This window comes from Bacillus cereus, from assembly GCF_007678085.1.
Lineage (GTDB): Bacteria > Bacillota > Bacilli > Bacillales > Bacillaceae_G > Bacillus_A > Bacillus_A cereus_BE.
Window position 1 is genome coordinate 385,546 of record NZ_VEDW01000004.1, and the last position, 24,341, is coordinate 409,886.

Here is a 24,341-nt window from a genome sequence, read left to right on the forward strand (position 1 = left end):
AGATGGATTGAGTATTGGATTTACTGCGATGCATGCTGCTTGCAGCGATGGATACACCAAAACAAGAAGATATTCAAGAATTTCATACTGAGCTTACACGTACAGTTAGAGAATTTTCAACACAAAGTGACAATTTAAAAGCATCTATATATAAATTAGATACAAAAAAAATTAAAGAATCATTAGATGAAATGCAAAAGCTATCTGCTAAAAGTAGAGAACTAAGAACAAAATCAGAAGAGCTAAGAAAAAAATATAAATTATTTTAGATAGTCGCTGTTTTAAAATTCTTTTGGTCTCTCACTTTTTTAAATATTACTAATAGTGATCGTAGGCTATTTTTTTAGTTTCTTTACATAAGAAAAAGCACACTTCGATATTCATTAAATACAAAACGCATAGGGGGCAGATTAATGAAAAAATTTTTAATGCAAACTTTTTTCAAAAAAGAACTATCCTTAATTCATGATAATTATCAAAGAAAAATTGAGGATGTTAAATCATCAATAAAAAAAGAAGCAGATTTTAAATTAAAAGAATTAAAAAAAGCGTACGAAATACCGGAAAGGATTTTTGATTGGTACGAGGATGCTGAAATTATCGGTATTGAAAGAAATAACAAAAACGAGAAGGTATTTGTTTTTAAAGATCATTCCAAATCTTCTTTGGATATTGTACTATACGGGGAATCTAGTGTTGGGAAAGGTGCTCGTCCACCTAAGATAAAAACGCTTATCCGTCAAGCTAAAAATCCCAAACCACACATATATATTCAAGACATAGAAATGATTGAAGAAGGATTTGGGAATGGTACAATTGCAATGGAATACTTAATCAAAACTGCTGAAAAAATGAATGCTTCTCATATAAAAGGGGAACTATCAAATATAGATAAAAGCAATTTTGATAAGTTGGAGTGTTATTACGAAAAGTTTGGATTCGAGGTTGAATTTAACGATGATAGAACAAGTGGTGAAATTAAATTAAAATTGCCACGATCATAGATGTCTATGCAAAATTATTTGTTATAAGAAAACTAAACAACTTTATTATCTCTAAACAGTTACGAAAGTAAAAATAAACCGGAACCATATTATTGAAACAGCGTTTTGATAATGTGGTTCCGGTTTGTTTTTTATGCAGTTCACGTATTTAGTAGGAAAGTAAACGCCAAGTAACGACAAAAGTTAATTTGGGAGTTACTTTTTGTTTGCTTTACTTTTTTGGTACTTTGCAACTAGATGGTAAATCCATTGTAGATTTGGAATAAAGAGTGCTTATAAAATATCCCTCAATCCTTATCTAACAGTAACTTCAAAAACTCCATTTTGAAAAAAGTTTAATCAAAATGGAGTCTTTTGTTAGAAATCTGCATTTAGTATTTATAAAAAAGATTGATCAAAACCCATGAACATATCTATTTTAACTGTTTACTTATACCCAACCTATTCTTCAAACCAAAACAGAACTTCAATAGGTTCTTTTAAAACCTTCGCAATATCATAAGTAAATTTGAATGAAGAGTTATATTTTCCATCTATAATAAAAATAACCACCAATTCAAAAGAGTAAGTGGTTACTAGAACTATTATTTAGCGTCAAAAAACCCTTCTGTTCCTAAGGATTTAATGTCATTTTTCATCTCTATTTTATTTTTATTTTTTCAATGCTTAATATTGATTTTTCTTGTAATGGAAAAATCACTTCTTGTTCTTTTCTGATAGCCGGTGAGTTTAATTCAAAATTTTTATCCTCAAATTTCTTCACAGCTTCTATAAATCCTTTAACACTAATTCCTGGATTATCTTTTGTTGCTTCTGCTGTAATTATTGTATGAGCACACGATGAATCGAACCAATATAAATCTTCTAATTTTTCAGCCGATGTCCATGAAACATAATGATTATTATAATTCACTTCATCAAGGTCTAAATGAACTCTTCTTATTTTCCCTGTATACAGTAGATATTTTGCACTCTCATTTAGAGATTTATCTTCACTATTCTCCCAATTACGAATATCTTGTAATACCTTTTTCCAACATTCATCTGTATTGTCTAAATTACTTCTACCACTTCCTTCTTTTGGATGATTTACCCACATTCGAAATAATTCTAACATATTCATTTTTAACTCCTTATTTTTAATACATACCATTATACTCTCTTGAATAATTTGATGTCTTTTTTATTTTCCTAAAAACTAAAAAGATCACCTATAAAATAGTAAGTGGTCTCGCAATCTTTAAAGAGATAGGAAATTCCGGTTCATCTTTTTTGCGAACGGTTAAACTTTTTTCAAAACGGTGCGACTTTTTTATAAACAGTTCAACTTTATTTCAAAGCCACAGAAAATTATATATGTTTATCTATTGTAATTATAATTTTCTCACTCTTAAATATTCTGAGAAGCAATCGCCTTCTATAAATTTTTCATTTGTAAAAACGATGGTTTTACAATGATTATTTATAAATGAGATTTTAATAAAAAAATATTTTATTGATGAAACGTTTTTACCTATCTGAGAATATATCTATAATTATTTATCCTCTCCATATATAATTATGTATAGAGAAAATAAAAACGTGTACGTCTTTTTTACCTAAAAGGTAGTGGAGAGAAAAACGATACTTCGTGTCAATCCTATGAGTTGCTTAGTGATCTACTCTAAAATGCAAAACAATGCAATCCAAATAAATTAAAAACCATTTACAGCTATTTTTCCAGATATTTGCGCACCTTATTATAATTTGGGTGTTAAATTGCAATTATAAATAGTTTGTATAACACAGTAATTTATACCTTCTAGTTACAGATTGAGGAATAATAAAAATCTAATTCAAGTTGCGAATTGTTTTTATGACTTTTTATAGCAACGCAGACTAGAGAAAAAACTTCTATAATGAAATTTATTAAAAAAGTATCAGATTATAATACGCATACTTACTTAACAAATAAGGGGGAAAATTATGCTTTTTAAAGAAGTCAGCTTTTTCCATGTACCAAACGAAAAAGGTCTATATCTAGTTAAAGATAATTGGAATGACTTTAATTATAAAACACTTTATACACTTTATTATTATGACAAAAAAAAGGTGACTATTGGCAGGATAAAAATAGCCTCTCGTTCAGAAAAACTATCTACATCTATACCTTCTGAATTTAATTCTCTTGATGAAAGCTATTTTAGCCTAGGACAGGATTCCGGATTTTATCTCAACCTCAATAAATTAGGAGTTGAAATGAAGGAGAGAATCTTAATTGCTTTAAATGATATAGCATATGATTTAGATTTATACGAAAATGTTAAAAATCTAGATATAACATCTACTTCATTATTAAGAGAAGTAAATTCATTTACAGTTAAAGATAAATTCAATAGAATTGCTCATAATGGAGTAGAACTTACTCCATATAATTTTCAATTCTCTTTTGAGATTAATAATAATTCAGTTGCTAAATTTGAATTTGAAGTAGTACCAAAGTCAACACCCCCTTCTAATATTCATGCAATTATCGGTAGTAATGGGGTAGGTAAGACTACTTTACTCAAAAATATGATTGATTCTGTGTTGAATCCTACTAAAACTGGAAATAACCATTTTATTAACTTAGAATATGAAGAGCAAGATGATTCTCTTTTTGCTAACATTATTTTTATTTCTTTCAGCGCCTTTGACTTAAATGGTTTTTATGAAGAAAAGTTAAATAATCAAGGTGAAAGTTACTACTCTTATATTGGTTTAAGTGAGAGTGGATTAGAAAAAAAACAAGATCATTCAAATGAACATAGAATTAGTAAAACCCCTGATCAACTTGCTTATGAATTCTTAGAAAGTATAAAAAAAATAATAGCCTCATCTAGTAGCGTTTCTAAATTTAATAGATGGAAAGCGGCTATTGAAATTTTAGAGGCTGATAATGTACTTAAATCTTTTAATTTAACAGAAATAAAGAGTCAATCTGACGATGAAATAATATCATTATTTAAAAATCTTAGCTCAGGACACAAATTGATAATCCTTATCATTACTAGATTAATAGAAAAGGTGACTGAAAAATCACTAGTGATAATTGATGAACCTGAATCACATTTACATCCACCTTTACTCTCATCATTTGTTAGTGCTTTGTCTAGAATTTTGATAAGTCAAAATGGTGTAAGTATTATCGCTACACACTCTCCTGTTATTTTACAGGAACTTCCAAGGTCGTGTGTTTCAATTTTACGCAGAGGTCGTACAAAAATAAGTGTTTCAAGACCAAAAATAGAGACTTATGGAGAAAATGTTGGTACATTAACACGTGAAGTATTCGGTTTAGAAGTTACATATTCCGGATTTCACACCCTACTACAAAAGTTAGTCAATCAAGGGCGAGATTATGATAAAATCCTCTCCATGTTTAATGACTCTCTTGGCTTGGAAGCACGCACAATTTTACGTACTATGATTGCAGAAAGGGATTTAAATGAGCTATGAGAAGTTTACCTAAACCTTCATTTACCCAAAAAGAGATATTAGAATCTTGTATTTCTAATATCTCAGATTCAACATTTGTAGAAACTTTACAATCAAAACAAACAGATTTTGATGAATGGTATCGTACATATAATACTAGAGCTCAAGCTAATGAACTGCATCTTATCGATGAAGAGACATGTATAATTGAGGGAATAGCTACAACCAATTTAAAAAAATTATACTCGGATAAGTTATCAAAAATCGGACAGCCTGCAAGATGGTATTATGATGAAATTTTTGATTTATCTCTAGATAAAATGTGTACATGCTGTGGTTATAGACCTTCCGATAGCTTAGATCACATATTAGCCAAAACTAAATACCCAGCTTTATCAATTAATCCGTTGAATTTAGTACCCACTTGTTTAGCTTGTAATAAAAAAAAATCAAGTGCAAAATCTGAGAACAGTGCTACAAACTACTTACATCCTTATTACGATAATATTGATGATGAATTTTGGCTAAAAGCTAAATTAGAGGTGAATACACCTCTGGTGGTGAATTTCTATGTTATTAAACCTAGTTCATGGGATGATATCAAATTTAATAGAGTAAAACTTCATTTCGAGAGATTCTCTCTAAATAAATTATATCAAATTTATTTAGCCACTGAACTAGCTGCTAAGATCTACTCTTTTCAAACAATTTTCACTTCGTCAGGACCAGATGCTTTAAAGTCAGAATTAGAAAAGGAAGCTAATAATTTCAAGAGGTTAGCTAAAAACACCTGGCAATATTCACTTTATGAAGAATTATCCTCTAATTCTTGGTTTATTAATGAAGCATTAGCTTCTCCTATAAATGATTTATTATGATGATGATTCAGTAACATTAACTAACTATCTAGATTCAAATAAAAAACGCTTCAGTAATTTGAAGCGTTTTTTCGTTATATTGATTCAAGTTTATCTTAGTTTTTTATTTGAAACAAATAAATTTAATAGCTTAATTATTTCAAATAAAAAACATACTTCCTTATTATACAAAAAATACAATTGAACTTGAAACAAAAATGCTGCTTTAAATAAGTTTACAACTTAAAAATCCAATATTTCTTTAGCTTCCTTCAAAACTATTCCTAGTTCTATTTGCAATTCCTCTACATCTTTTTTCTTCATAATCCATCTCTGCATAGTTGGCTGCCTAAATACAGCCATGTCCATATATAGTTCTTCACCTTTTCCATAGGACAGTTCAAATCGAACTTCGAATTTTTTTCCTAACTGCCTTTGCACAAAAATGAAAAGATCGGATGGCGTCATTTTGTATTGTTCATTAGCAAAATAACGATAACCGAATGTTAAATCATATAATGTAGCATTTTCATTAGAATCCGATTCCGTATCAGTTAAGTGATTCAAAAATTTTCTTCCTCCAAATGTTTTTCCGATTTCCCCCATAGAATTATAATAGGGAGTCACGATTTTCTTTGAAAGAGCGATAATTTTATTTTCTTTTGGTGGATAATAAGAAATGGCACCTGCTATTAATATTTCATCCTCAGGAATATTAGTATTTAATATTTCAGATCCATATTGGAGAGTTATTTCTTGGTCTAATTTTTTTACACCGAAATTATCTAGTCCGCTACAATAAATTGGATTGCATAATATAACATCCGGTTCATCCATTGGCAAACACATCTGACATAACGAACCGATAGAATCACTTAGATTCTCTAATACATCATTCATAACTCTTTGAATGATAAAATCTTCTTTATCCGTGCTATTAAACACGAAAATTCTATCTTCATTCAAATTAATTTCTTTAATATGGGAGTATTCATTTTCATGAGAACAGTAAGATTCTAGGTAAACAGTTGATAATTCAGTATCCAATAATTTCTCAGTTCTTTGAATTAGAGAAGGAACTTGAATACCTTGTGATTTATCCTGAATCAAAATCTTCCTTTCGGATTTACAGCATAGTGATTTGTTAAGTAGATTCATATCCTCACTTCTATACGCTAAGACTATAGAACTTTGAAGGCGTAAATTCAATAATTTACTTTCACTCAAACAATAATCCAAGAATGTTTGAGCGGCTGAGATATCTTGCTTTTCTCTAGCCAATTTCTCTAATGTAAGTAGAATTAAATATTTTTGCTTGACTGAACCCAAACTAATTACATTCTTAAAATCAAATTGATGAATTAATAATTTTAAGAAATAATAAATTCCATTAAAAGAATTCATAGTTCTTTCAATATTTACAGTTGAAAATAATGACCATAATAATGCTCTGAATATATCCACCCAAGAAGAAATTTCTTCTTTTCCGGGTAATAATTCTATCTGTCGAAAATCGATGTTATACCATGAAGACAATAAAGAGATTTGATGATCAAAATGCGTTATCAAATTTTGGGGAGAATCAGCTTTTATCATATACAGCACATAATTATTTACATCTTCAGTAAAGCTACTTAACCAATATGAAGGATTGTCTAGGACAAATACATTATTAACTATATCCGAATACATTTCTTTTTTTTGATTTGAAGAGAGTAAAGAAATTAAACTTTCTGCTGCAATTGATGCGTTATCCGACTCCCAGCTATAATGAGTTTCTCTATTAATAAAGAAATTAAAAAGTATGTCTCTATATTTTATAAATTCTTTAGTTCTATGTCCTCCTATCCTAGTTGCAACAATCTTAAATCTTTCCCACGCATATGATTGATATTTTAACTTTTCTATCTCAGCTAAAAATTCACTAATCAGTTCTCCTATCGGCAACTCATAGTATTTAGATAAATCTTCTTTACGATTATTTTTTATGAATGAATTTTCATATTCTATTTTGCTAAGTTCCTCAGTTCTTTCCTTTAAAAATTCTTTATTTCCACTGGATAAATTTTCAATAATCTCATTACTAAATTCAATTTTATCTTGAACATCACTATTAGATATTTTGTTAGAAGCAGCTTCTATTAAACACCACAAACCAAGTAAATCTTCTTCCCCAAAGTTTAACATTCTCCAATTCTCTTTAAAAAAATAAATAATATGCTGAACTTCTGTAATAATTTCTTTTTCAAAATGCTCATTATCTAATAATCTTTGAAATTCTCGTGGACCGGATAATATTGCCCCGTCAATAAATGATTTTTTTATATATGATGCTACTAAATTATGTCCCTTATCATCAGCTAAGAGAGAGAGATTATATAAATCTAGACCCTTAGTATTCCAATATAACGGATTTTCTTCGAGAATACGCTTAAAAGTTTCATGTGGATATTTAAGTACATCATCTTTATGTTCGGTAAAACCCAATAAATTTTGAAAAATTCGTTCTCTAGCTTTTTCGACCAGTTCCTCATTAATCTCATATTTCAACATAAGTGCAGAAAAAAGTTGAAATGTTGAGATGAGATCTTCGATGGATGAATCCCAATATTCCCCTTCGATGCGAAACCAATAATTAAACCACTCTTCTAATTCAGCATAATATCCTCGTTCAGCTAAGTAATCCCATGTCAGTGTAACTGAATAGTTTAATTGATACTCTTTTTTCTGAGCTCTATTCAAAAGAAACTTTGTACAATCCGATTGCAAAATGCTATCATTGGAATGTTCGATAAAATCGATAATAAATTTGCATAATTGCTCAGCGACCTCATAGATTCCAGTAAGAAAAGGAGTCCTGCACTCATCAAATAAAAAATCCATATACTTCTTAAATACCTCAAAATCCATATGTTTTTTTGTCGCAAATATATTTCCAAGTTCAAAAGAAATGCTAATCAAATTTTGAAGATATGATAGGCCTCTCTTATCTCCATAATTTATATAATATTCATTAACAGCCTCATGCACTGTTAATTTTTTAGATTCTAAATCCTTAATATATCCTAAAACAAAAGAATATGAGCAATATATTTTAAGCTTTTCATTGTAATGATAATCTTTTTCCCCAAATGCTTTAAAACTCAATAATTTAACATCGTTATAAAACGAACTTGAGATTTCCTTTCTCTCTAAAATAGTTTTTAAAAATATAATCTTTACATCTAATGAATCAAATGAACAATCCTTGGCTTTTTTGATTTTAGATAAAATGTATAGAAGTTTATTCCATTCCTGATTCTCAAACAGATTATCTAAAAGCTCTTCAAATTGAGAATTACGAATATTATGGGCATTTCCTCTGAAAAACTTAGCAAATTGCAAATTTGATCCTTTTTCAGCTAATCCTAACATCTCTCCATAAGTTATGAATTTTCTAATTGCAGATTGCTCTTCTAAAAATTCTAAAGAAATATTGTGATTTAAAGTTTTAGAAAGATAACCAATCTCGATTAAAACATCAGATTCGTCACTTGACAATTTTTGATTTTGAAGCCACTCTTCGTTTTCAATAAGGTGAGTACTCGTTGCCTCTAAATCCCCAAACCATCTACCAAAAAGCATCCTTGCTCTATGATATTGTTTGTCGTTTAATAGTTCTGTAATATCCTCTACCACATTTTCTACATCAGTGATACTTATCGTATTCAGATTAATCTTTTCATACTCAGAATGTAATAGTTTTGGAATTTCTACTGACGGTTTGACATCTTGGTAATGAACAACAATTCGTTGATACTGATTAAGGTAAATCGCAGTTAAAGCTATTTTTTTTATCTTTTCAAAATCATACTCTATGTCACTTTGTTTTACTACTTCCCGAAATTGATTCAATAAACTATTCATATCTTGTCTCAATATTATCGCTTCATCAATATATTTTATTGAAAATACATCAATTTTCTCAAGATTCCTATTGGATAAATCCAATAAGCGGAATATATCGCGATGTTTTACTTCGTTTTTTCTAGGTGAATTTAAGTAATAGTCTGCTATTATGCCAGCAACATACGAAATGATGTTTGAATTCATTCGTAATTTATTTTTTAAATATACCCTAATATCATTGTGATATAGAGTATATTTCCCTTCAGTCTCAATAACAAGCGGTGAATACAAACCTAATATCTGTTTCCATTGGACTCGATTGATAGAGTTATCTCTAAAAATTCCAACAAGATCATCAATTGAAAGCTTCTCAACTGTAACGGAGAACAACGCCGCTAATAAATCTTTTATTTGATAACCATTTTTAAGAACCCTTTCATCTAGAGAGTTCCAAATGGAGTCATAGTATTCCGTTATATTTGAACTTAAACTTCTTCCATTCAAAAAGAAAAGCAACTCCGTACTATTTTTGATATTTTGGGATTCATATGCGGCAAATATCGCAGAAAGAGTATTCCCCATAGAAATTTCATAAATAATTTTTGCTGCCGCTGGAAAATCATCTACATCTGGGTTTATTTCTTTTAAAAGCACTTCTATATCCCCTAAAGTTATTCCCGTTAATTGTACCTTTTCTAAGCTTTCATTTTGTGAATTTGATCTTAGCCATATAGGATACTCTTCATAATCTTCTGCTGGCTGGCCACAAAGAATAATGCAGACATTGTCTGGCACCATTTCAGGACTAATTAGGGATCTTAAAAAGGTTTCTTTTGAACCAGACCTTGCAGCATGATCTATACCATCAATCACAATTACAGTGTTTTTATTATGGATTTTTCCATATTCAGCAGCCAAACGTAAGACTGTCTTTCTAAGTTCTTCTTTCGATAAAAATTGATTCCTTATAGGAATTTTATATTTAAATAACTTTCCTCTAAAAAGTTCCCTCAGTTGATTTAATAATGATCCCCACAGCATTTCCTCAGTAATAGAATCATCATAATCTAGATTGACATATGTAGTGTTAGGGGTAATCGGAACATATGCATGATATCGGAGATCAACTACTGTATCAGGTTTATTTGCCAAAAAATTAACCAAACTTGTCTTTCCAATTCCAGGTTTTCCGTATAAAAACAGCATTTTCGATGATGTTTTTTGAGAAAAATCTTCAATATAAGAAATCAATGTTTTTCTGCTCTCAAAAAAAGGAGTTGGTGGAAACAAAAGATACTGAGGATATTGTTCTTCCTTTATAGCCAAACTAGAATACACTTCTTCAACAGTAATCTTTTCTTGTTTTCTTCTTGAAGACGCCCACTTTTTCAACGAGTAAAACAGCGACTTATATAACTCAAGACTAACATCTTGATTAACAGAAAAAATATCAGCAATTTTCTTCATAATTTCTTTATCCAAGTCAAGAGTATCTGGATGTTCGATTACTACCCTAAAATTCCGAATAAACGCAAGAGTTTCTTTTTCATTTCCAAATACGTTGATTTCTTCAAACCACGCTTCAAGTGCAGAGGTCCATTCTTCATTAGGAAGATTTTTCTTAAAAGATTCTAATGATTGCATTGTAGAATTGACTTCTTGAAACCAAGAAAGAAATTCATTAAAAGCCGGTACACTTATTTTCTTTGATTTTCTACTAATACTAGTAGCAGAGGTAACTGGTTTTCTATTAGTAAGTAAAATAGCATAGCAGACTTTTGCACTTCCATGTTCTAGCCTCTTCCAACTTTTTGCGATTTTTTTTAGAAGAGAATCTTCTTTTCCATCTGACCCCAATAAAAAAGCAAAACCCATTTTATCATTTGCTCTTGTATGTTTAACTTGTATGTATTCAATTTTTCTTTCATATTCGCAGACTACATCATCCAAAGTATCAACGCTAGCCTGAAGAGTAACCGATTTTATTTCTTTTTCTGGTATGAGCATTGAAGTAATTTTGTCTAAACCAATAGTCCATTCATAAAAATAGGGATCCCCTAGTCCTGCGCTTGGATTCATCATATATACTCCTTAATTTTACTTAGTAACAATATTGCTAACATGAATGTAGCTTACATTCCGACAGTTCACCTAATATTGTCATTACCGTTATATTAGATGAACTTTGTATTATTGCCTCAATAAATAAAAAGAAAAAATCCCCTTCATTTGGCATTTATCTATAGATTTTTTGACGTACATAACTTTTCGTATTGTCTATACTTACTAAATACAATCTTAATTTATGCTTAAACAAAATAAGATTCTATACCTTTTTTATTTAGTACCTCTGTTACATGTTCAAATGTATAAGTTTTTAGATTTTCATTATCCTTTTTTAATTCTTCTATCATTTGTATTAATTTTCTTTTTCTATAGTCTCTTGAGATTACTGAATTTATGCTTTCAACCTTCCACTCAAAAGGAGTGCTAGTTGGATATCGTTCTAATTCCTCTTTAATCCTCAGTAATGTGCCATATAATGCTTTATCCCAGCATACAATTAAAAGATTAATAGCATTATACAACTCTTTCGCTAACGGATCCCAAACAATATTTCCCCCTCCGCTATTCCCATTTAAATTATCATTTAAATCAACATTTTCATTGTTCCCTTTCAATGGATTAAAAAGTGGCAACGGTTCTAAATGTAACAATTCAAGAAAATGACGTGCAACATGAGTTCCACAAACAAACGTTCCTGATTCATTTATATTATTTTTAGCATGATAAGTAAAAATATAATATTCATCTGTTAACATTTCTTTTGCACAACTTCTTTTTACCTGTCCCTTTAATAATTTAGTGTGAGAAATAGGCTTTACATTATACTTTTCCAATAACCTAACCCTATTCTCAGGTCCCCTACAATTAAACATATTTCCCCCTCCATCTCAGTACTAACTAAGTATCAATTAACAACAAAATCCTTACTTGCGCTTGGCTGATTATTGAATTGGAACTCTTCAATATTTCCAACACTCACTGGTTCATCCACTACAAAGGTTACACTGTATTTTGCACGTGTAATAGCAACATACAATTTAGATTTTGTAATAGGAGACGACACATGCTCTAAATTTCCCGTCTTCAAATAATCTTTTACAGCTTTTGTAGGCATAACTAGAACTCTATCAAATGTTAATCCTTTAGAAACCCCAAAATTAATAGCATTATCTACTTTAGTTCTAGCATCGTGCCTTAAAATCTGTGGATTATATACATCTATATACTTTTGGAAATCTCGTTTCTTAATAAAGAAAACCCCGTCATGACCCGTTGTTTCGAGATTTGCTGACTCTGTTTTAGGTAACTCTAAATACAATAAATCAGCAAAATCACAAATAGATTGATTACACCTGAAGCAAATATTTCTATACTCAATGCTACAATTCCCATTTTTTTCTTGTTCCTCAAAAAAATCAATAATTCCTTTCCCCTTATATTTTTTGTTCTTCAAAGAATTATTTGTAGTATATGTAGCTTGTCTAGCATCTCCTACTAAAACTACATTAAGTCGAGATTTAAAGAATAATTTTATTAATTCCAAATCATAACCAGCCATATCTTGAATTTCATCTATATATATATAGTCATACATGTCTTCCAAACGTTCTATTACCAAGCCCTTGGCACTTTGATTACAACGATAAGCAAAATCTGATAGCTTATCCCTATCAATTTGATTGCTATTGTTGAAATAGTAACGGTTTATATCATCTCTTTTAATCCACCTTTGAAGAGGCTTTTCTCTAAAAAATATTGATTCTATACGAGATTTATCATAGACAAAGTTTTGATATGGTCTAACACATTCAGTTAACAAAAATGAATACCATGTCTGAATTTTCACATGAGAAGGTATGAAACCTAACAACTCTATAAATTTCTTTTTTATTTCATTATAATTGTGTATAGTGTACGTTAATATTACTATTTTCTTTTTTTCATCTCTACTAGCTTCATCTATTAAAAAAGTTGTTTTTCCTGATCCAGCCGCAGACATTACCACTCTATTATTTAATTGCATCTTTTATGTACCCCGGGATTGTGATTTCTTTTTCTGATTCAAATATCTTTAGTGCACAACTTGTTTTATTACTTTGCATATATTTCATTAAATCCACTTCACTTGTATATTTGACATTCAATATCGCATTCATTGTCTTTAACCCATTGTTTTTAACTATCTGTGGTTCAAGAGTAGGGTAACCTTCATCTATATCAAAACATATTTTGATATTATCTATATTAAAATAATCTTTATATTTCTTTTTTATCTGATCAACAGAACCATCATTATCTGTTACCATACTTACAATATTTTTTAGTTTTTTTGCAATTTCTAAAAATCTTTTGAAAGCCAATGAATCAACAGAAATTACATCTACCCCATCCTCTATAGGTAATTTTCCATACTCTTGAACATACGCTTTTTGCACAATTAACTCATCAGACGGTCCCTCTACAAGAATTGTTTTTCTAGAAAGAAGCATCCGCAATGTATCGTATCCTGGTAGTTTCATAAAATAGTCCTTCGTATCGCCGCTTAAATCTTTTAAAGTCATAGTTTCCCGACTATTATTAAGCAATATTACTTTTTCAACTCCTAATTTATTCATTACAAAATTACTATGAGTAGTTATTATTAATTGTTTCCCCTGACTTCTATTACTGATATCCTTAATCAATCTACTCATGTTTGAAAAAGATAAATGATTTTCAGGTTCTTCAATTAATACCACATGTGATTCCTTGGCATTTGTTTCGAGAGCTAGTTTCATTTTAACTGTGTTCTGTTCACCTTTACCTATGAAATCAAATGGGATCTCATTTAAATACGAAATTAAGGTAGATTCCCAATTATTTCTTTGAGATATATCAACAGACACTGTTAATTCTTTATCCGATATATCCCCCCTTTTGGTTGTTAGTTTTGAATTAATACTTTGAATTGCATCTATCGTTGAAAAAGATTCTTTTAACTTTCTAAAATTCAATGCTAATTCTACTCTTTCTTTCACCTCTAGAGTATCATTAATAATTTTAGATATGTACTTATCCGTACCATTCTGCATTTTAGTTATTGTCGTATCTATCAAAGTTACATCTATAGGTATACCACGAGAGGTAACAGAGTTATGTGCAAAAGAAAACCACTTCACAGTATAATATTCTATAGGTATCGTTCTAACATCTGTATATCCATCTAAGTACGCTTGATATTCTTCAGTAAAATTATCATCATACTCAATTGACATATAGATTCCAGGAGCGTTTTCTTTATTTTTATTATTAGTTCCTTTTAGGTGTTTTGTTTCATCTGTATCTTCTAAATACATTTCTATTAAAATTTGAGGTGGTTCCACATTTTCTCCAATTTTAATCTTCTGAATATATTCTCTAACTGTATCTCCATTAAAAAGATATGGACTTAATTCATACAGTATATTTCTACCATTAATTTGTCCGCTTAAAACCAAATTAATTGATTCTAGTAATGTAGATTTTCCAGCTTCATTATCTCCGACAATAATATTAATATCATCATTAAAACACATACTAAAGTCTCTATACGATTTGAAATTTTGAATTACTATTTTCTTTAGGTACAATATCCCATCCCCTTTATTATTTTCGTTGGTCATCGAAAATTCATCTGTTTTTAATACAAAAATAAAATAGTTAAATATCATCAAACATTTCCATTATAACAACAAATACTGTTAAAAACAGGGATATACACAATGAAAAATCATTTTGATTCTAATCTATTTCTAGGTGAATACTGTTACTCATAACTATTTTTAATTCAATATAAATTATAGATTAGTACTAAACACGACTACTTCTTATTTGACACCAAACACAAAGAATACATTTCAAAAATAGCGTAACCAAACGGATTCTCTCCTTGCAAATTATTATAGAAATCCTATAATAAGGTTTGATAATTCCAAATAATATTTATTCAAGAAAGTACTCCATTAGTTGAACGACCAGGTCACTTAAACTGTATAAATGGATAATTTTTATCGATGAACAAAAAGGAGTTTCCAGAATTAGCGCTAATTAACAAGAATACAATATTTTTATCGAACAGGAGATTATAAGTTATGAAAAATGTATTTACCTTCGAGCATTACCAATCTTATATAAAAGGAACTGAATTAGATACTACCGAGCATGTAGAGTATTTGAAAAGCAGAAAACTTACATACATTCCAGAAAAAGAATATACACAAGTTGGAGAACAGAAGTATGAACAAGGGGTTTCTATACCAATTGATAAAATCGCTGGATTTTATACTACCAACCAAGAAAAAAAGAATGGAATTAGTCTTTATGAGTTATTGACGAGTGTAAATCCTTTTCGTTTTACATCCCTCGAGAAATTCTTTAAGATTACTCAAGAAACATCGGTTCAACAAAGCAAAGAATGGCTCAATAGCACTGAGTGTGCACAGTCAGATTCTTCAAAAATAGGCAATATACAAGGAGAAATGCCAACTGCTAAATATTTTCGAGATATAGATAAATACTTCATTGAATCTGGGAAAAACCGTGCATTTGCTGGAATGCTTATCGGGGCAAAAGAATATCGTGTGGCGGCAGTTATAGAATGGGATCGAGTTAAAGATGCGATTCCACTACAACAGGATACTGAAGCTCCCTCTACTCCATCACAAAAGCAAGAACCAAACAATTGGTTCCAAAAACTCATCCGTAAGTTTTTTACTTTAGAATAACCTTAGTGGTTGAGTACCTTATTTATAATGGAAAGTATCATTTATTATTCACTACCATTCCCCTGCTTATAGTATAAATATAGTAGAATAGGTTTATAATCTTATTTTAAGGAAACTAAAGAAACGGAGGAGTAACGATGGCTTTATTCAGAGATCCGGCATTTGACACACTAGAAGAGACATTTCTAACAGGAAAAACTTTTGGAGAAGGAGACGTTGCATTTACCTTAATCTTATGCCCAATTGAGACATTTCCTCGACGAATACTAGATTACCGTTGGACCGTAAAACTAGCAGATGACTATGAGTTCGAAGCTTATATGGGAGAGTTGGTACTTTCTCCGGAACACACACGATTCCATGATATTCAAAAGAAGATTGCTAAATCCAGCTGTGCAAATAAAAAACAAATAGCACAAAAGATAGATCTTGCGATTCAATCTATTTTAGATGAATATGTAAATTTTTCTAGTCTCTAAATATTACCCGCCGCTCTTTTTAGAGCGGCGGGTAATATTTTTTCATTTCGTCTTAAGCTCATATAGATTAAAAATTTAAGTAGTTAATTTTTAAAAACATACCTTCTTTACAACTTCCCTATACCTAATTTTATCTGCACTCATATACTCAATCCCCCTACATAACCCTCTTAAACATCTTCTCCAATTCATAAGTAGAATGATGCACAAGAATCGGTCTTCCGTGCGGGCATGTGTATGGGTTTGTTGTTGTACGTAGTTCTTCCAGTAAAGCAAATATTTGATCGTTCGTTAAATATTGATTTGCTTTAATGGACGCTTTACAGCTCATCATGATGGCCGCTTCTTCACGCAGTTTTTTAATATCAACTTTTTTCAGTTTGACGACTTGTTCCATCATTTCGTCGATAATTTCTGTTTCTTGTCCTTTTGGGAACCACGTTGGATGTGAGCGGACGATAAAGGATTGATGACCGAATTGCTCCAAGAATAGTCCAACTTTTTTCAGTTCTTCTAGTTGCTCTTCGACACGTAAAAATTCAGTAAGAGATAAGTCAATACGGTATGGTACAAGTAATTCTTGTACTTCTTGCGTTACCCTTCCTACTTTATCACGGAAGTATTCATAATTAATACGTTCCTGCGCGGCATGCTGGTCAATCATATATAAGCCTTTATCATTTTGAGCGAAAATATATGTTCCATGCATTTGTCCAATTGGATAAAGCGGTGGCAAGTCATTACCGTTCATTTCAATCTCTTCTATTTCCTGAACTTCTTCTTCCAATTCCTCTAATTCAAAGTCTTCATCGTTACTGTTCCACGATTTCTCTTTTTGAATTGGTTCTTCTATTATCGGTTTAGTAGATGGTTGCCAACTTTGTTCTTCTCTTACGAGCGACTGCGGTGGTTGCCATTCTTGCTTTGGCGGTTGCCACAGTTGTGCTGGCTGTTTCACAGCCAGTGGTTCTTCTCGTTTTTCATCCATGCCCGTCGGTAAAACGATTTCCGGCATAGATGGCTCTTTCGGCTTCGCATGCTCAAACTGGAACTGTTCTTGCACACTTTCATCTTTTTCTTTTTTCTTCGTTGTTACACCTGCATCTGGGATGAGCTGTATTTTTTTAAATGCTGCTTGTAATGTTTCTTCGATAAGCTTTAGCAATTCTTGTTCTTTACTAAAACGAACTTCTAATTTCGCAGGATGTACGTTAACGTCAACAAGCATTGGATCCATTTCAATCGATAAGAAGCCGATTGGGTATCGTCCGACTGGCAATAATGTATGGTATCCTTGCTGAATAGCTTTCATTAATACGAAATTTCGAACGTAACGCCCATTTACGATCGTTGACATATAATTACGAGATGCTCTCGTTACTTCTGGTAAAGTTACATAACCTTTAATTGTGAAATCTAAAGATTCAGCTTCAATTGGAATAAGCTTCTTCGCAACTTGAATGCTGTAAATCGATGCAAGTACTTGTCTTACATCACCATTTCCTGATGTGTGAAGCAATTTCTTTTCATTATGAAACAGCTTTAACGATACTTCTGGATGTGACATGGCAATACGATACACGATATCTGTAATATTCCCAAGTTCTGTATGAATAGTTTTCATATATTTAAGACGCGCTGGTGTATTAAAGAATAAGTTTTGTACTGTAATATCTGTTCCTTTTCGGCTCGCCGTTTTTTCCTGCTTTATAATGTCTCCACCTTTAATCATAAGGTGTGTACCAGGTGCATCACCTGTGCTAGTGATTAATTCTAATTCACTAACTGAGGCAATACTCGGCAATGCCTCACCGCGGAAACCGAGTGTTCTTATGCGAAACAGATCATTTTCATCTTTAATTTTGCTCGTCGCATGTCGTTCAAAAGCGACGATACAATCTTCTTCTGCAATGCCATCCCCATTATCAATGATGCGAATTTTTGATAAACCAGCTTCTTCTAAGTGGATTTCAATAGATGTACTATTCGCATCGATAGAATTTTCTACAAGTTCTTTTACGACTGAGGCAGGGCGCTCTACTACTTCCCCTGCCGCAATTAAATTAGAGAGTTGGTCATCGAGTTTGCGAATTTTCCCCATCTACTTACTCATCCTTTCTTTAACTTTTTCTGTAAGCGATACAGTTCGTTCATCGCTTCTAAAGGTGTCATATCAAGTAAATCAATTTTTTTAATTTGCGTCAGCACTGCCGTTTCTTTTGCATCTAGAACGGGCTTGTCTTGTTTTTTCGAAGACTGTTCTCCGCCAAAGAATGATAGTTGTGATTCTTCTTCAGTCTCTACTTTCGTCTCTTGTATCTCTGCTGGTTCTTCTTTTACAACTACAGGTTCTGGAATTACTTCTTGCTCTTTCACTTCTACACGCTTTGGAATAATAATTTCTTCCTGTCCTTCAAGTTGTGCTAACACTTCTTTCGCACGAGCGATTAAGCTATCTGGAAGCTCCGCAAGTTGCGCAACGTGAATTCCGTAACTTTTATCAGCTGCCCCGTCTTGAATTTTATGAAGAAATACTACTTTTCCGTTCTCTTCAATTGCTGAAACGTGTACATTCTTCAGTTGATCTAAACTTTCTTCTAGCACCGTCAATTCATGATAATGCGTAGAGAATAACGTTTTCGCACCAATTTGGTCATGAATATGTTCAATAATTGCTTGTGCAAGGGCCATACCATCATACGTAGATGTACCGCGTCCAATTTCATCAAATAAAATTAAACTTCTTTCTGATGCGTTTGCAATGGCATTTTTCGCTTCTAGCATTTCGACCATAAATGTACTTTGACCTGAAATTAAATCATCCGCTGCACCAATTCTCGTAAAGATTTGATCAAATACAGGTAATACTGCTTCAGTTGCTGGTACGAAACAACCGATTTGCGACATAACAGTTACAAGTGCTAATTGTCTCATATACGTACTTTTACCAGACATGTTCGGTCCTGTAATTAAAAAGACATCCATCTTCTCTGGCATAATACAGTCATTTGGTACATACAATTTCCCGTTCAATACTTTTTCAACGACAGGATGACGACCATCTTTAATAAAGATTTCACGCTTCGTTGTTAGTACAGGTTTTACAAACTGTTCTTCTTCACTAACTGTCGCGAAACTTTGCAGTACGTCTAATTCACTAATTACTTTCGCTAAATGTTGTAATTTCGGAATAAATACTTTTACTTCTTCACGAAGCGCTGTAAATAAATCGTATTCTAGTTGTACAATTTTTTCTTCTGCTTCTAAGATTAACGTTTCTTTTTCTTTTAGCTCATCTGTAATGAAACGTTCCGCATTAGCAAGCGTTTGTTTACGCTCATAGCGGCCTTCTGGTAATGCTGCAAGGTTCGCCTTCGTTACTTCAATGTAGTAACCGAAAATACGATTGTACCCGATTTTTAACGATTTAACTCCTGTAATATCACGCTCTCGTTTTTCAAGCTCAGCGATCCACGTTTTTCCGTTTTTACTAACGTAACGATATTGATCAAGCTTGTCATTATAACCATCTTTAATAATATCTCCATCTTTAATAGAAAGCGGTGGGTTTTCTTGAATACTTCTTCCTAGTAATTCAGTTAAGCTCTCACATGGATCCGCACCTTGAATTAACCTTGCTGCATAAGCATTATCTAACAGACTAATCGCTTCTAAAATAGCTGGTACTTGAAGTAATGATCGTCTTAACTGTAATAAGTCCCGTGCATTCACATTACCAAATGCAACTTTCCCTGCTAAACGTTCTAGATCGTATACTTCTTTTAACTTTTCTTTTAAATCTTCACGTAAGAAGTAATCATTTACAAACGTTTCAACCATTTCTAAACGCTCTTCAACTTTTTCTTTCTGAATAAGTGGACGTTCCATCCACTGTTTTAACATACGACCACCCATAGCTGTTTTCGTTTTATCTAATAGCCATAATAATGATCCTGTTTTTTCTTTCGTTCGAAGTGTTTCTGTCAGCTCTAAATTTCGCTTTGAATGCACATCAATTTTCATAAACTGGTTCGTATAATAAATTTCAACTGGTTGCAAGTGATCTAACGAACGTTTTTGTGTTCTTATTACATAGTTAAATAAGCGACCAATTGCTTTAATTAACTTTGCTTGTGAAACATTTTTCACAAGATGTTCTAGCCCTTCTGGAATAGTTGTTGCATCTTCATACGAAATCGTCATTTTTAATGTTTCAGTTAATTTATTTAATTCATCTTTCGAAAATGTAGAATCTACAACAATTTCTTTTGAACCAGTTGCATACACTTCTAATAAAATATCTTCTACTGAGCCTGTTAACAACGTTACTGTATTTTGTCCAGTCGTTAAATCATTACAAGCTAAAGCATATGATCCATCTTCAAAATGTGTTAATGCTGCTAAGAAGTTATTTTCTTTCTCATCAATCGTACGCCCTTCCATCATCGTTCCTGGCGTAATTAGTTGTACGACTTCACGGCGCACTACACCTTTAGCTGTTTTTGGGTCTTCTACTTGCTCACAAACCGCTACTTTATAGCCTTTTTCAACAAGTTGTTCAATATAGTTTTTAGCCGCATGATGCGGTACACCGCACATCGGTATACGATCGCTACTACCACCATCTCGGCTCGTTAATGTAATTTCAAGTTCATGAGCTGCTTTAACCGCATCTTCAAAGAACATTTCATAAAAGTCGCCTAAGCGAAAAAATAAAAAGGCATCTTGATAGTCTGCCTTAACCTTTAAATATTGCTGTATCATAGGCGTATATTGCTTCATACTTATCCTCCATAATTCTTACATAATAATCTATATTCATATATGTCACATTTCACGGACATCCATATCTCCTGTTTCAGGAGTCTTTCTTCATTATAGCACATTTCATAAGGACTCATGTTCATTCAAGTACCACTTATGTAAAGTAAAAAGCTAGGAAGAACTTCTCCCTAGCTTTCTATTACTCTTCTTCTGCATCAACGATAAAGTTCGGATCTAATTCTTCAAACTCATCATCATCGATTTGGAAATCTTCGTCTGATTCTACACAACCTTCAGGGTTTACACTTACACAAATTTTCGTTTCGCCAACTACTTCTGTTACAAATTCACGTTCTACAGTTACAACAATTTTATTACCATTTGGTGATACAAGAGCTTCTAAACAATTTGGTGGCTGAATGACACGAGCAATAATTTCTAAATCATCACCAGAAAAGTTTTTATCACGATACCCAATGCTTACTTCATCCGTGTAGTTCACACGCTCTGTTACAACTTCTGTCTTTGTATTACCATCAAATGAATACCAAGTGTTCACATCATAGAAACCTTCAATTTCCACATGCTTTCCATTCTTTCTTGCTTCGTACGAGTGGTTAATTACCCAGCACCCTAAAATACTTGTTGGCTCATTATTCGATTCACATGTATGCGTTGACTTTGTATACTTACGTCCTTTTCCAACCACTGCTTTTGTAATAATCTCTCTAAATTCGGACATTCGTAACCCTCCTCAATCACTATTCACTTAATCATATGCGTGACAATAGCGGAATGTGTCATTCTTTTTTCAAGAAGAACTTACGTTTAACCCACTAAAAAAAGAGATGTCAATTCGACATCTCTTTAACAACCACAATTTCCTTTTTTACTTTCTACCTCTGCACCCGTTTCCCCCTTCAATACATCGCCATTAGTTGAAAGTAATATTTCATCTGTAACGTTGTTAGAAATCGTACTGGCAACTAGCTGTAGTAAGTCATTTACATATGTTTGTGAAGATTTAAATTCTTGTACAACTGGGATACTATCTATCTTATCTTGCAGGGCATCAATTTCAGCTTCTACTTTTTTCAAAGCTTCCCATTTCCCGTAATGCTGCAAGTTTACTGCTTGCTTTTGCAGTGCTTTAATTTCATCAATTGCACGCTTTACATTTTCATTTTTATGAATTTGCGCCTCTGCTTTCTTAAAGAAATCCACTTCTTCTGTTTCAGAAATCATTTTTGCTAATTCTTTCGCTTGCTCAACAATTTCATCTTTCGTATATACTTTCATCTATTATTCCACCTCAATCGGCTCTTCAACTAATTCTCCGTTAAGAGACCAAGTTTTCGCATCCGTTACTTTTACTTTCACAAGCTGCCCAATTAAAGATTTTGGCGCAACGAAGTTTACAAGTTTATTCGTACGAGTATAACCTGCAAGTACTTCCGCGTTATTTTTACTTTCCCCATCAACTAACACTTCTACAATTTGACCTTTATAACGACCATTCTTTTCAATTGCCAATTTATTCACTAATGTATTTAAGCGTTGAAGACGTTCTTTCTTCACTTCCATCGGTACATTATCTTTCATTTTTGCAGCTGGTGTACCTTCGCGCGGAGAATAAATAAAGGTAAAGGCAGTATCAAATCCTACTTCACGATATAACGACATCGTTTCTTCAAATTGCTCATCGGTTTCATTTGGGAAACCGACGATAATATCAGTCGTTAATACCGCGTTTGGAATTGCTTCTTTAATTTTTCTTACAAGCTCTAAATAATGCTCACGTGAATATTTACGAGCCATAATTTTTAGCATCTCTGTGCTTCCAGATTGAACTGGTAAGTGAATATGTTCTACTAAGTTTCCACCTTTTCCAAGCACTTCAATTAAGTGATCATCGAAATCACGTGGATGGCTCGTTGTAAAACGAATACGGGCAATATCAACTTTACGGAGTTCGTCCATTAAATCGCCAAGTCCGTATTCAAAATCTTCAAAGTCTTTACCATATGCATTTACGTTCTGTCCAAGTAACGTAATTTCTTTATATCCATTCGCAGCTAAATGACGAATTTCTTGGATAATATCTTCTGGACGTCTGCTTCGCTCTTTTCCACGTGTATACGGTACGATACAATATGTACAGAACTTATCACAGCCATACATAATATTTACCCAAGCTTTAATATCGCCACGACGTACTTTCGGAAGATTTTCAATTACATCCCCTTCTTTTGACCAAACTTCAACTACCGTCTCCTTCGAGAACATTGCATCCTTTAGAATGTACGGTAATCTATGAATATTATGCGTTCCAAACACCATATCTACATGCTGATTTTTTTGCATAATTTTATTTACAACAGATTCTTCTTGCGACATACAACCACATACACCAATTAAAAGGTCCGGATTTCTTCGTTTTAATGACTTTAAATGACCTAGTTCACCGAACACTTTATTTTCAGCATTTTCACGAATGGCACAAGTATTTAATAATACTACATCTGCATCTTCAGTTGAAAAGGTTGGTTCATACCCAAGTGCAGTGAAAATACCCGCCATTACTTCTGTATCATGCTCATTCATTTGACAACCATATGTACGAATATAGAACTTTCTTCCTGTACCCAAATTACGAAACTCTTCAGGTAAGCCAAAATCCCGTTCAATTTTAACTTCTTCTTTCCCTCGTTTTTTCGCGTCTTTTAAGGAAGGTGGTTGGTATACACTTTCAAAGTATTTACTATAATCTTTCTCTTCTTTTTTCGTAGAGGAATTTGCTTGTTGACTTGCTAATCGTTGTTGCTCGTTCATCGGTAATCTCCTTTCACCCTTAACTATACACACTCTATAGTCCATTTTAATGCGCTTAGACCCACCTCAAAAATGGTTAGATAGCTTGAGAGATAACTTGTCCTTTGAAACTTGAGTAATCAATCTAATCATCTATAAGAATGAAGTCTTCCCCACACAAATAGACATTCCCTTTTATTTGTCCTACCCTAAAGCATATTGCTTTATCCCTATAAACATTACCATAGTATGAAGCGTTTCGCCAATTTTAAC

At 32.1% G+C, this 24,341-nt stretch carries 16 protein-coding genes and 1 pseudogene; 6 read left to right on the plus strand and 11 right to left on the minus strand.

Features of this window, described 5'->3' with window-relative positions:
- Positions 1–14: 14 nt before the first annotated feature.
- Both FS742_RS19155 and FS742_RS19160 read left to right on the plus strand, forming a co-directional pair.
- Complete coding sequence (locus tag FS742_RS19155; RefSeq protein ID WP_098320489.1) at positions 15–269, plus strand: hypothetical protein; 255 nt, start codon at positions 15–17, stop codon at positions 267–269.
- A gap of 144 nt (positions 270–413) precedes the next feature.
- The gene (locus FS742_RS19160; protein WP_098320488.1) at positions 414–1,004 is read left to right on the plus strand and encodes a hypothetical protein; all 591 of its coding nucleotides are present in this window, start codon (positions 414–416) and stop codon (positions 1,002–1,004) included.
- Positions 1,005–1,445: 441 nt separating this feature from the next.
- On the opposite strand, the pseudogene FS742_RS28065 reads toward FS742_RS19160, so the two are convergent.
- Positions 1,446–1,538, minus strand: a pseudogene (locus FS742_RS28065) (helix-turn-helix transcriptional regulator); the annotation flags it as partial.
- A 106-nt stretch (positions 1,539–1,644) separates the two neighbouring features.
- Positions 1,645–2,127 carry a hypothetical protein gene (locus tag FS742_RS19170; protein WP_176549875.1) on the minus strand — a complete coding sequence of 161 codons (483 nt, stop codon included), beginning with the start codon at positions 2,125–2,127 and terminating at the stop codon, positions 1,645–1,647.
- Between the two features lie 842 nt (positions 2,128–2,969).
- Here FS742_RS19170 and FS742_RS19175 point away from each other — a divergent pair.
- Positions 2,970–4,481, plus strand: a complete 1,512-nt coding sequence (locus FS742_RS19175) for an AAA family ATPase (RefSeq protein WP_098320487.1) — start codon at positions 2,970–2,972, stop codon at positions 4,479–4,481.
- Positions 4,478–5,338, plus strand: coding sequence for an HNH endonuclease (locus FS742_RS19180; RefSeq protein WP_098320486.1), 861 nt, complete (start codon positions 4,478–4,480; stop codon positions 5,336–5,338). Before FS742_RS19175 ends, FS742_RS19180 begins: the two co-directional genes overlap by 4 nt.
- 222 nt (positions 5,339–5,560) lie before the next feature.
- Here the strand turns inward: FS742_RS19180 and FS742_RS19185 are convergent, their stop codons facing one another.
- From FS742_RS19185 to FS742_RS19200, 4 genes are all read right to left on the minus strand, one after another.
- Positions 5,561–11,284 carry an AAA family ATPase gene (locus FS742_RS19185; protein ID WP_176549876.1) on the minus strand — a complete coding sequence of 1,908 codons (5,724 nt, stop codon included), beginning with the start codon at positions 11,282–11,284 and terminating at the stop codon, positions 5,561–5,563.
- 230 nt (positions 11,285–11,514) lie between these two features.
- Positions 11,515–12,144 (minus strand): hypothetical protein, encoded by a 630-nt coding sequence (locus tag FS742_RS19190; RefSeq protein WP_144614452.1) that lies wholly within the window; start codon positions 12,142–12,144, stop codon positions 11,515–11,517.
- A gap of 32 nt (positions 12,145–12,176) precedes the next feature.
- Positions 12,177–13,295: a UvrD-helicase domain-containing protein gene (locus FS742_RS19195; RefSeq protein ID WP_144614454.1), complete on the minus strand. Its 1,119-nt coding sequence runs from the start codon at positions 13,293–13,295 to the stop codon at positions 12,177–12,179.
- A complete protein-coding gene (locus tag FS742_RS19200; RefSeq protein ID WP_144614456.1) occupies positions 13,282–14,913 on the minus strand; it encodes an ATP-dependent nuclease in 1,632 nt (543 codons plus the stop codon). The genes FS742_RS19195 and FS742_RS19200 overlap by 14 nt, the downstream gene beginning before the upstream one ends.
- Positions 14,914–15,381: 468 nt before the next feature.
- Between FS742_RS19200 and FS742_RS19205 the strand changes: the two genes are divergently transcribed.
- Together FS742_RS19205 and FS742_RS19210 are read left to right on the plus strand one after the other, a co-directional pair.
- Positions 15,382–16,014 carry a hypothetical protein gene (locus tag FS742_RS19205; RefSeq protein WP_099004879.1) on the plus strand — a complete coding sequence of 211 codons (633 nt, stop codon included), beginning with the start codon at positions 15,382–15,384 and terminating at the stop codon, positions 16,012–16,014.
- A 137-nt stretch (positions 16,015–16,151) separates the two neighbouring features.
- Complete coding sequence (locus FS742_RS19210) at positions 16,152–16,493, plus strand: hypothetical protein (protein WP_099004880.1); 342 nt, start codon at positions 16,152–16,154, stop codon at positions 16,491–16,493.
- A 157-nt stretch (positions 16,494–16,650) separates the two neighbouring features.
- Here FS742_RS19210 and mutL read toward each other — a convergent pair whose 3' ends face one another.
- From mutL to miaB, 5 genes are all read right to left on the minus strand, one after another.
- Positions 16,651–18,594: a DNA mismatch repair endonuclease MutL gene (mutL, locus tag FS742_RS19215; protein WP_144614457.1), complete on the minus strand. Its 1,944-nt coding sequence runs from the start codon at positions 18,592–18,594 to the stop codon at positions 16,651–16,653.
- Between the two features lie 8 nt (positions 18,595–18,602).
- Complete coding sequence (gene mutS, locus FS742_RS19220) at positions 18,603–21,275, minus strand: DNA mismatch repair protein MutS (protein WP_144614459.1); 2,673 nt, start codon at positions 21,273–21,275, stop codon at positions 18,603–18,605.
- A gap of 181 nt (positions 21,276–21,456) precedes the next feature.
- Positions 21,457–21,999 carry an outer spore coat protein CotE gene (cotE, locus tag FS742_RS19225; RefSeq protein ID WP_001288800.1) on the minus strand — a complete coding sequence of 181 codons (543 nt, stop codon included), beginning with the start codon at positions 21,997–21,999 and terminating at the stop codon, positions 21,457–21,459.
- 125 nt (positions 22,000–22,124) lie between these two features.
- Complete coding sequence (locus tag FS742_RS19230) at positions 22,125–22,556, minus strand: YlbF/YmcA family competence regulator (RefSeq protein ID WP_144614461.1); 432 nt, start codon at positions 22,554–22,556, stop codon at positions 22,125–22,127.
- 3 nt (positions 22,557–22,559) lie between these two features.
- Positions 22,560–24,089: a tRNA (N6-isopentenyl adenosine(37)-C2)-methylthiotransferase MiaB gene (gene miaB / locus FS742_RS19235; RefSeq protein WP_144614463.1), complete on the minus strand. Its 1,530-nt coding sequence runs from the start codon at positions 24,087–24,089 to the stop codon at positions 22,560–22,562.
- Between the last annotated feature and the right edge of the window lie 252 nt (positions 24,090–24,341).